The organism is Flavobacterium sp., from assembly GCF_035456225.1.
Lineage (GTDB): Bacteria > Bacteroidota > Bacteroidia > Flavobacteriales > Flavobacteriaceae > Flavobacterium.
On sequence record NZ_DATIDM010000112.1, the window covers coordinates 22,970 to 32,735 of the forward strand.

9 protein-coding genes are annotated in these 9,766 nt (G+C 38.5%); 8 read left to right on the forward strand and 1 reads right to left on the reverse strand.

Annotated features, from left to right (window positions below):
* Positions 1–33: 33 nt before the first annotated feature.
* Positions 34–468 carry an RrF2 family transcriptional regulator gene (locus VLB74_RS06880; RefSeq protein WP_325202719.1) on the forward strand — a complete coding sequence of 145 codons (435 nt, stop codon included), beginning with the start codon at positions 34–36 and terminating at the stop codon, positions 466–468.
* Between the two features lie 31 nt (positions 469–499).
* Here VLB74_RS06880 and VLB74_RS06885 read toward each other — a convergent pair whose 3' ends face one another.
* Positions 500–2,317, reverse strand: a complete 1,818-nt coding sequence (locus VLB74_RS06885) for a hypothetical protein (protein ID WP_325202720.1) — start codon at positions 2,315–2,317, stop codon at positions 500–502.
* Between the two features lie 152 nt (positions 2,318–2,469).
* Between VLB74_RS06885 and VLB74_RS06890 the strand changes: the two genes are divergently transcribed.
* The 7 genes from VLB74_RS06890 to VLB74_RS06920 form a co-directional block, all read left to right on the forward strand.
* On the forward strand, positions 2,470–2,865 hold the full coding sequence (locus VLB74_RS06890) for a c-type cytochrome (protein WP_325202721.1): 396 nt from the start codon (positions 2,470–2,472) through the stop codon (positions 2,863–2,865).
* Between the two features lie 79 nt (positions 2,866–2,944).
* Complete coding sequence (locus VLB74_RS06895) at positions 2,945–4,300, forward strand: cbb3-type cytochrome c oxidase subunit I (RefSeq protein WP_325202722.1); 1,356 nt, start codon at positions 2,945–2,947, stop codon at positions 4,298–4,300.
* Positions 4,287–5,216, forward strand: a complete 930-nt coding sequence (gene nadA / locus VLB74_RS06900) for a quinolinate synthase NadA (RefSeq protein ID WP_325202723.1) — start codon at positions 4,287–4,289, stop codon at positions 5,214–5,216. Before VLB74_RS06895 ends, nadA begins: the two co-directional genes overlap by 14 nt.
* 2 nt (positions 5,217–5,218) lie before the next feature.
* Entirely contained in the window at positions 5,219–6,754 is a 1,536-nt protein-coding gene (nadB, locus tag VLB74_RS06905) for an L-aspartate oxidase (protein ID WP_325202724.1), read from the forward strand.
* Positions 6,755–6,772: 18 nt separating this feature from the next.
* Positions 6,773–7,861, forward strand: coding sequence for an FUSC family protein (locus VLB74_RS06910; RefSeq protein ID WP_325202725.1), 1,089 nt, complete (start codon positions 6,773–6,775; stop codon positions 7,859–7,861).
* A 150-nt stretch (positions 7,862–8,011) separates the two neighbouring features.
* Positions 8,012–8,599 (forward strand): Crp/Fnr family transcriptional regulator, encoded by a 588-nt coding sequence (locus VLB74_RS06915; protein ID WP_325202726.1) that lies wholly within the window; start codon positions 8,012–8,014, stop codon positions 8,597–8,599.
* Positions 8,599–9,766: hypothetical protein (locus VLB74_RS06920; RefSeq protein ID WP_325202727.1), on the forward strand; the 1,168-nt coding region annotated here is incomplete at its 3' end. The genes VLB74_RS06915 and VLB74_RS06920, both read left to right, overlap by 1 nt.

Sequence of the window (9,766 nt, forward strand, 5' to 3'; positions counted from 1 at the left end):
TTCATCATTAAATCCTTACTTAACTGTTTGTCTATGTTTTCTAAAGCATGTGAATACGGGATTAGAGCCACTATCTTTATAGCAGCTGAATCTCTGAAAAATAATAGAGTCGGTCAAAAAGAAATCGCGGAAGAAATTGATTCTCCGGTGGCTTTTACTGCCAAAATTTTACAGAAGCTGGTTCGTTGTAATATTGTGAGTTCAGCAAAAGGTGTTGGAGGTGGTTTCAGTGTGGAAAAACACCGAATGAAAGAAGTTAAACTGGTAGAAATCGTTGAAGCCATAGACGGAGATTCCATTTTCAAAGGGTGTGGTTTAGGGTTAAGCGATTGTTCTGAAGACCGCCCTTGTCCAGTTCATGAAAAATTCAAATCAATACGGGGTGAGTTGGCTACCATGCTGGAATGTACCACTTTGGAAGAACTTGCTTTAGGGATTAAATCTGGTAATACCTTCTTACGATACTAATAAAAAGAGGCTTGAATTCAAGCCTCTTTTGTTATACCAATATTCCAATTTCAATTGTTTCCAGTTCCATTTTGTATTTATTCAGTTGGTGCTGAATAGTTTCGTTATCCCCATGGAAATATTTTCCGGTGCCAAACAGATTGCTGTAATAATCGATTCCCGCCAATAAGTTTTCCCTGAAATTTGTCAGTTTCTTTTGTTGGGCCATATTTTCGGTTTCAAAAAACTCCTGAACTTCATTCTTAAAATACTTCAGGTACAACGATAGTTCCTTAACAAACATATTTGGACGCGTTACGTTGTTTAAAACCGATTTGTATCCGTAAATATGCTGAACCATTTCCGATAAGGAATATTGTCGGTCGAAATAGGCAATATTCGGACCCGGACACACAACAACACCTTGTGCTTCTCCTTTTATTTTGATGTCGTTTTCCAATAAAGAAGCATTGGCCAATCCGATGCAAAGGCAGGCTTTCTCCGTTATGGCATTTTGTTTTTTGACAAATTCTCTTTCTGATATATAACCTCTTTCGGATTCCAGTTCGTCAAGTTTTATTTCTTGGTATTTTCGGGATGCCGTACAGATTCCTTTTTCATCGTACTGTTTGCTTAAGGCCAGGTATTTTTTAGGACAGGAACTTCCTGCTTTGTTTTCAAGGATGCGTTTCTGTTTCAGTGCTTCATTCGTGGTGCCTTTAATTGTATTAAACGGAACACCTAAAGGTGAAATATTACTCAAGTACAAATCGTCTTCTTTTGATTTTGCCAGTAATTCACGCGTTTCATTATCGGATGAAGTCGCTTCGGGAACCAACAAAAAAGGAGAACCCCAACCAACAGAATCCGTTTTATAGAAATCGAGTAAAAACTCATGTTCTTCAGCAGTTCCCACGCCACCCTGAACTGTGATTTTCAAATTCAGAGGTGTTTCGGGTACGGGAAGATTTTTTTGTTGCAGCGCTTTGCACAATAATTCATGGGCCGAAGTAATAAGAGTTTCTCTTTTCTGTTTGAACTCCTCCAGAATAGGCCCCAACAAATAACCTTCCGTAGCAAAAGCATGTCCGCCGCAATTCAAACCGGATTCGATGCGGTATTCGGAAACCCAAAGCCCTTTTTTAGCCAAAAAATTTCCCTGCACCAATGCTGAACGGAAATCACTCACTTTCAGTATTATTTTCTTTTTAAGATTGGCGTTTTGGTCCGGGAAGAAATCAGGAAAGGTTTCAAAGTAGCTGTATAATCTCGGATTCATACCGGCTGACAAAACTACGGACGAAGTTAAAGTGCTGTTGGCGAAACCTCTTAACGCCGCATGTGCATCGTTGAATTCTACGGGAAGCTGTGTGTTTTTTTCAAAGTTGTCTTTGTCGACTTTCGTCATGATGTTAATGTCGATATCACCGGGGAAGAGATTTTTTTCGAGATAGTTTTTAATGTTTTCCTTGATGATACATCCTTCCTGAATGAAATTTTCAAGTCCTTTTCGGAATTCAGATTTATTGGGAAGCATGGCAATATAGTTTTCCAAAGCCGCTTTACTTTCCGAAAGTTCTGTTTTAAAGCTTTCAAATTTTTCGGTTACAATTTTATCAACGGTATTAAGATAGGAGGTGATCCGTTTTGCCCTGTAGTCGCTTATTTTCTGTGAAATTTCCTGATACGGCAAATCAAATTTCTTACTGTAAAAAGCATTCATTTTTTCTATAAGATCGTCATCCATGATGGAAATCACCGACGAGATGCCGTATTGTGCCACCCGAATCGGACTGTCTATAGTGTACGCCAAGCCCATCACTGGTATGTGAAAAGTATGTAAATTGCTGGTTTTTAGCACATTCTTCATTGCATAGTATTTAATTAATTCACAAATATTATGCTTCTGTTTTTATAAAAAACTGATAAAAGTCATATTGTTTCTTTTTAATTAAGGATATTTTTGTCTTCTATTGTATTAGGTGCATGAATCGAAAGAAAACACAAATTTATATCGGCTGCATGCTCACCTTGGTGAGTGTGTTTGGCTTTTACAATTTTATAATATATGCGGAAGACGATTCCGGTAATCAAAAGCGATTGAGTGACCAGGCTCTTAAGGGACAGGAGCTTTGGCAGCAGAACAATTGCTTTTCATGCCATCAGTTGTATGGATTGGGAGGTTATTTGGCACCAGACCTGACGAACATTTATTCGGCAGAGAACAAAGGTGCTGATTATATCAAGGCTTTTTTAAACAGTGGAATAAAAGCGATGCCGAGATTTCATTTTACGGAGGATGAGAAAGAGGCAATCGTCACTTTTCTGAAAGAAGTAGATGAGTCCGGTTATTATCCTAATCATAAAGCTGCTATCAAAGCAGATGGTTGGGTGGAAATTGAATATAAAATAAGATGAACCACAAATAAATTATGTGGGAACAGAGATCGTAAAAGTATATGATACTCTTTACAAATGATAAATAGGTTTCAAATTGATGAATAATAAAATATCCTTATTATACTTGGCCACAGCTTTACTGGCTTTACTGCTTGGCATGCTTTTCGGAATTTTTTCCGGACTACAGTACATACTTCCCGAATTCATAAAAGAGATTTTACCTTTCAGCAGTTTAAGACCTTTCCATGTGACCAGTGTTATAGCGTGGATTATTCTTTGTGCTATAGGCGGTATCTATTATTATCTGTCCAATTCGGATGGCCCGCGTTTGTATTCGAATCGGTTATCGAAAATCCATTATCTGCTTTTTGGTGGGATTGGTATTTTGATTTATTACAATTATGCCATTGGAAATTTCGGCGGAAAAGAATATTTGGAGTTTCCTCCTTATCTGATATTGCCGATATTAATTGGCTGGTTACTCTTCGGGATTAATTATTACAAAACGATGGCCGGTAAAGTAAAGGACTGGCCGGTTTATTACTGGATGTGGGGTACAGGAATCGTTTTCATGGTCTATCACTTAAGTGAAGCTTACCTGTGGCTACATCCCGATATGAAAAACAATTTTATAAAATCGTTAGCCATTCAGTGGAAGGCGGGCGGCTCTTTTGTTGGCTCCTGGAATATGTTGGTTTACGGTACGGCGATTTATGTGATGGCAAAAATTAAAGGGGACGACAGTATCGGAAGACATCCGAAATCGTTTTTCTTTTATTTTCTCGGACTTACCAATCTAATGTTCGGATGGGCGCATCATATTTATATTGTTCCGACAGCACCTTGGGTTCGTTACGTTGCTTACGGTATCAGCATGACCGAATGGATCATATTATTCCACATGATTTACGAATGGAAAAAATCACTGCCGGAAAGCGCTAAAATCAAAAACCTGATTTCCTATAAATTTCTTGTAATGGCGGATGCCTGGGTGTTTTTGAACCTGATTTTAGCTTTGTTGTTTTCCATTCCGGCCATCAACTTTTTTACGCATGGAACACATATAACCGTAGCACATTCCATGGGAACTACAATCGGAATCAATACGACTATTTTATTGGCTTCGGTGTTGTTTATCGTAAATCAGATTAAACCTAATTTCAATCTTTCGCAAGTCAAAATAGGATTTCGGATTTTTAATATTTCGCTGTTGCTTTTCTGGTTAAGTCTGCTCATTGCCGGAATGAAGCGGAGCTATTGGATGTATTTCACCAAAGGGATTCCGTTTGCTGAAATGCAGTCACAGACGCATTGGGTTTACGTGTCTTTTTTACTTTTCGGAATCGGAATTTTTATCGGCTTACTTTTAATTGTAGTGCCGGTGCTTAAAATAATAGGAGGAACCTTCAAGCAAGGGAAACAAATGAAATTGATTACAAATGAAAAATCTTAAGGAGCAAATACTCGAATTAAAAAAACAGAAAAATGCGGTCATTTTAGCGCATTATTATCAGGATGCCGATATTCAGGAAATAGCTGATTATGTTGGCGACAGTCTTGGATTATCGCAAGAAGCAGCGAAAGCGGATGCTGATATTATTCTTTTTGCCGGCGTGCATTTTATGGCTGAAACTGCCAAAATACTGAATCCGGACAAAAAAGTGATACTTCCCGATTTAAATGCGGGATGTTCGCTGGCGGAATCATGTCCGGCAGATGTCTTTGGTGCTTTTGCTTTACGGCATGCTGATCATTTGGTGGTTACCTATGTGAATTGTTCCGCCGAGATCAAAGCGATGAGCGATATTGTCTGTACTTCTTCCAATGCGGTGAAAATCGTTGAATCCATCCCGGAAGAAGTGCCCATACTTTTTGCTCCCGATAAAAATCTGGGAAAATACATAATGGAAAAAACGGGACGCAAAATGACATTATGGGATGGTTCTTGTGTCGTGCATGAAGCTTTTTCCTTGGATAAGCTAATTGATTTGCATAAAAAACATCCAGATGCCGAAATTATAGCGCATCCCGAATCGGAAACACACATTTTAAATACCGCTAAATATGTTGGTTCCACAGCAGGTATGATCGATTATGTGAAGAAGAGCGACAGGACCAAATTCATAATTGCTACCGAAGCCGGAATATTATATAAAATGCAGCAGGAAGTTCCAGATAAAACATTAATTCCGGCGCCATCAAATGAAGACAATACTTGCGCCTGCAGTGAATGTGCTTATATGAAGGTCAATACACTTCAGAAAGTATACGATTGTTTGCTGAATGAAAGCCCTGAAATCATTGTGCCGGAAACGATCAGAAAAAGAGCATTAATCCCAATTGAAAGAATGTTGGAATTATCAAAATAGCTATGAGAGCAGATTATTTAATCATTGGTTCAGGTGTGGCGGGTTTAACATTAGCCCTTAAAATTGCCAATTATTATCCTGGGCGAAAAGTCGTCATCATAACAAAATCGGAAAAAGGGGAGTCCAATACGAAATATGCCCAGGGAGGAGTCGCTGTAGTGATTAACGAAATTGAAGATTCGTTTGATAAACACATCCAGGATACACTGATTGCCGGGGATGGCATTTGTGATCCTGAAATTGTTGAAATGGTGATAAGTGAAGGACCGAGACGTTTTAGGGAATTGGTATTATGGGGAGCGAAATTCGATAAGAATCCGGATGGTGGATTTGATTTGGGAAAAGAAGGAGGGCATTCCGAAAATAGGGTGGTGCACCATAAGGATCAGACCGGATTTGAAATTGAACGCGCGATTTTAAAACAGGTTGGAAGAACCAAGAATATTACTATTCTGGAATACCATTTCGCTCTCGACCTGTTAATGCATGACAAGAAATGCTATGGGGTTTATCTGTTGAATGAAAATGACGGAACCATTGAAGTCTGTGAGGCGGGTTATACGATTTTGGCAACTGGAGGAATAGGTCAGGTTTACGGTCATACTACAAATCCTGAAATTGCGACGGGGGACGGAATCGCAATGACTTACAGGGCAAAGGGAAGAATTAAGGATATGGAGTTTATTCAATTCCATCCCACCGCTTTGTATGATAAAACTTCTTCAGATACCTTCTTGATTTCTGAAGCGGTTAGGGGCTTTGGAGCATTTTTGAGGAACTCAGCCGGACATCGTTTTATGTTTGATTATGATGCCAGAGGGGAATTGGCTTCAAGGGATATTGTTTCTCAAAGCATTTATAAGGAATTAAAAGAGAATCAGGAAAAATGCGTGTATTTAGATTGCACTCATTTGAATCCTGAGGATTTTAACCGTCATTTTCCAATGATTTACAGTCATTGTAAAAGTTTAGGGATTGACATTGCAAAAGAATGGATTCCCGTGATTCCGGCACAGCATTATCTTTGTGGTGGAATTATGGTGGATAAAAACGGGAAGACATCCATCGAACATCTTTTTGCCTGCGGCGAATGTTCCCGAACCGGATTGCATGGCGCTAATCGTTTGGCTTCGAATTCGTTATTGGAAGCTTTGGTTTTTTCGGACAGGATTTTTAAATACATAGCAGGACGATCCCTGATTTCGTTAATGCTCACTTACGAATTTCCGGCCTGGAGTACAGTGGGAAAAGCGGAAATAGCCCCAGATTATTTGAAGCAAAAGAAAGAAGAACTCCAGTTGCTGATGCGCGAAAATGTCGGTATTGTAAGGAATGACGCTGATTTGATTGCTGTTCAGAAAAAAATAGTTGACCTGCAGGAGGAAGTTGAGGTAAAATACCACAAGCATAAAGTAACAACGCCTCTTTGTGAACTCCGCAACATGATTCAGGTTGCTCTGTTGATTATAGACGAGTCTGTGCATCGCAGCAAAAATTGCGGTGGTTTTTTAAAGGTTAATGATTGTTTAATATCATAAAAACTGACTTGAGTTGCCATGATTACTCTCAAACAACTACAATCGAAAATAGTATCGCTTTTCCAATACAAAAAGAGCGAACGTACATGGCATATTCCGTTTTTAGCTTCACTATGCGTTGGGATTCCTTTATTCATAGGATGTTATTTTGATAAGCCAACCAACGGAATAACTGCGAGTATAGGAGGGCTGGTTTTTTTGTATCTGCCTTCAAGTTCACTGGCGCGCCGTATGGTTACTGTTCTGGCGTGTTCATTCGGATTCGTTTTTGCTTTCACCATTGGGGTTTTGTTCAGTTTTAATCCGTATCTGTCTTCATTGGTTTTGGGTCTTTTTGCTGCTTTTGTGCATTGGGTTTCCCGTTTTTATCAGTTAAAACCACCTGGGAATTTTTTCTTTATCATGATTGCTTCCATAGCAAGTTGTATGCCTTTTAACCTTGAGATCATACCCGTAAAAGTCGGACTGATCGCGATGGGAACCATGTTGGCCTGTATGATTGCGTTTATTTACAGCATTCTGCTAACAAAAGGAACCCTTTTTAAATCGGAATTTGTTGTGGTTGTGCAAAAAAATTACTCCACAATTTTTGAGGCTGTCATCATCGGCTTTTTTATGTCACTTTCCCTGCTTACCGGTTTATTGCTGAAATTGGACAATCCGTATTGGATTCCTATTTCCTGTGCTGCAGTTATTCAGGGTGTCACATTGGAGCAGATATGGAGAAGAACTTTTCAGCGTATTTTGGGTACTTTTCTCGGACTTGGACTCACATGGTTACTGCTGGGTTTAAAACTGAATTTGTTTTGGATTTGCTTCTGCATCATGGCATTTCAGTTTGTCGTAGAAACACTAATCGTAAGACAATACGCCTTGACGATTATTTTTATGACACCGCTGACTATCTTTTTAGCGGATATCGGCAATTCGATTCCCATAGACCCGAACGGATTAATTGCCGCACGTTTCTTCGATATTGTAATAGGAAGTTTCATTGGAGGGTTTGCCGGTTGGCTATTACACCATAGGTATCTTCGTGATAAATCTGAAAAACAAATCAGAAAAACCCGAATCGCCATATGCCGGAACAGGGTCACATATTTTTAAAAATTGTTATTTAAGATGATGCTGAAAGGATGAAGGAATTTCTTTCGTTTTTTTTTTGTAACTTTAGAGGAGTTTATTTCTCGGCGTTCGAGAGCATTGAAAGTGTCAAAAATATAATGAGTCATTAATTATTTCATAACAGTCATAAGTATGCAGATAGATTTAGATTTGTTGTATTCTTGGGGAGGCATCACTAAGGAGTATAAAAAAAATGAAATTATTTTTTACGAAAACACCACAGCAAGGTTTTATTATCAGATTCTGGAGGGCTGCGTAAGGCTGTTCAATACCAATGATAAGGGAAAAGAATTTACCGAGGCTTATTTTTGGTGTGGAGACAGTTTTGGAGAACCTCCGCTGCTAATCGATAAAGACTACCCTGCAAGTGCAGTTGCTTTAAGGGACTGTACAATTATAAGGCTTCCGAAGGAAAGTTTTCTTAAAATTTTAGAGGAATACCCTTGTATACAGAAACATTTTCTCGATTTGATGGCTGACCGTGTTCATAGTAAAATAATGTTTTCCAAGGACATCATCAATCAAAAGCCCGAATTCAGAATAAATGCATTCTTAAAAGCCCAAAAAAACTGTGATAATGATGAAAAATGGCTTGTTCCGTACACCCGTCAGGAAATAGCGAATTTTACCGGCTTAAGGGTTGAAACAGTTATCAGGGTGTTTTTAAAGATGAAAGATGCCAATAAAATAGAGCTGGTAAACCATAAAATTTATTACTGATGAAACTTGAAATAAAGTTTTGGTTACGATTCTCTTTGGCGAATCTGTTCATTGTAGCGTTGTTAGGTTTACTCATGCGTTATAAAATTGGATTTGAATTTCCCTATCTCGATCAAAAAAGTCTCCAGCTTTCCCATTATAATTTTGCATTTACCGGATGGATTAGTCAGACGTTAATGGTACTGATGATTTATACACTTCAGAACAGATTAGCAGATTTTAAAGTCGGAAAATACACGAAAGTGCTCTTTTTCAACCTGATTTGTTCTTACGGAATGCTCGTTTCCTTCATCGTTCAGGGATATGGATTGTTCTCTGTTACATTTTCGCTGCTGTCAATTTTCATATCCTATTATTTTGCTTTATTGTTTTTAACTGATTTAAAGCTGGTCAGTAAGGTGAATCTTTTCAAAAATTGGTTTAAAGCGGCTCTTTTTTTTAATGTTGCTTCCTCTTTAGGATCTTTTGCATTGGTTTATATGATGGTCACAAAAAATATCCTTCAGACGGAGTACCTGGCTTCTATTTACTACTTTCTGCACTTTCAGTACAACGGATGGTTTTTGTTTGCCTGTATGGGTTTGTTTTTTGATTTTTTCGGACTTAAAAAGTCGGAAGACCCTTTTTTTGCCACTTCGTTTAAGTTGTTTTTTGTTTCTGGTATTCTGGCGTATGGCTTGTCGATTTTGTGGATGAAACTGCCTGTCTGGCTCTATATAATAGTTACGGCAGCAGCTATCATTCAGGTATACGCTTGGTTTAGGCTTCTTTTCGGATTTTTTAGAATGAAAAAAGATGAAATTAGGAAACTCGATTTTTCCATGCGGTATGTTTTACTCTTCGTAGGATTCGCGTTAAGCATTAAATTACTTCTTCAGTTAGGTTCTACCGTGCCGGCGATAAGTAAACTTGCCTTTGGTTTTCGGCCTATTGTAATTGCCTATCTTCATTTGGTTTTATTGGCTGTTATTTCCTTGTTCCTCCTTTTTCGAATTCAGGTTGAGGCTTTCTTTCCGCGATTCGGGAACACAGTCTTCGGATTAATTCTTTTTTCAATCGGAGTAGTATGCAATGAAATTATTTTGGCAATTCAGGGGATAGCTTCTTTCAGCTATACGGCGATTCCTTATGTAAATGAATTACTTTTCGGAGTTGCTGCAGTTTTGG